General features: G+C 38.1%; 1 protein-coding gene. It reads right to left on the bottom strand.

What is annotated here, in order from left to right; all coding sequences use genetic code 11:
- Positions 1 to 97 precede the first annotated feature (97 nt).
- Complete coding sequence (locus A1QC_RS14475) at positions 98 to 481, bottom strand: RidA family protein (RefSeq protein ID WP_017024768.1); 384 nt, start codon at positions 479 to 481, stop codon at positions 98 to 100.
- Positions 482 to 667 lie beyond the last annotated feature (186 nt).

The raw sequence follows: 667 nt of genomic DNA, 5'->3' as shown, positions 1-667 counted from the left end.
TCGTCTCTAGCAAGCTTCTGGACAAATTCGTTTTAGACCTAATGCTCTAAATCGCTTATTTAACATTAGGAAAATCATGTTGTTCGTCATGACTAAACTAACGTCTAGCCACAACTCTCATTTCAACAAGCGCATTTAGTGGAATAAATTCTGACACCCCAATAGCTGACCATGCGGGAAAAGGCTTTTTAACGTATTCATCTTTTACTTTTGAAAACACATCTATATGTTTCTTTAAGTCAATGTGGAATGTTGTCATTTCGAGTATATCGTCGTAAGTTAACCCAGCAGCATTAAGGTAGACTCCAAGCTTATAAAAAGCATCATGAAACTGTTCTTCTGGGTTCGTACTTATTTGTTTATCTTTGCGAGCCGCAGTGACACCTGACAAATATACCGTGCCATCAGATTCAATTGCTGGTGAGAAATGCCAGTCGTCAAAATAATGCTTAAATTCTTCTGGTATTATCGGTTTTTTCATATTTCCCTCTAAGCTAAAACAATAGCCAGATACTTCTGTCTAACTTACCATAGTAAACTGAGTATATTCTTTACTATTAGCTGAAGTAGGTCAACTAATCCATAATTAACGAGTCAAGGCTATTGCCCTGAGTAATTTTGGGGCAATAAATGAGTTATCCCGCCCCTCACCGTCACCCCGCACATG

This window comes from Vibrio rumoiensis 1S-45, assembly GCF_000286955.2.
Taxonomy (GTDB): domain Bacteria; phylum Pseudomonadota; class Gammaproteobacteria; order Enterobacterales; family Vibrionaceae; genus Vibrio; species Vibrio rumoiensis_A.
Note: the sequence above shows the minus strand (reverse complement) of the source record. Positions and strands in the feature narration are given on the sequence as shown.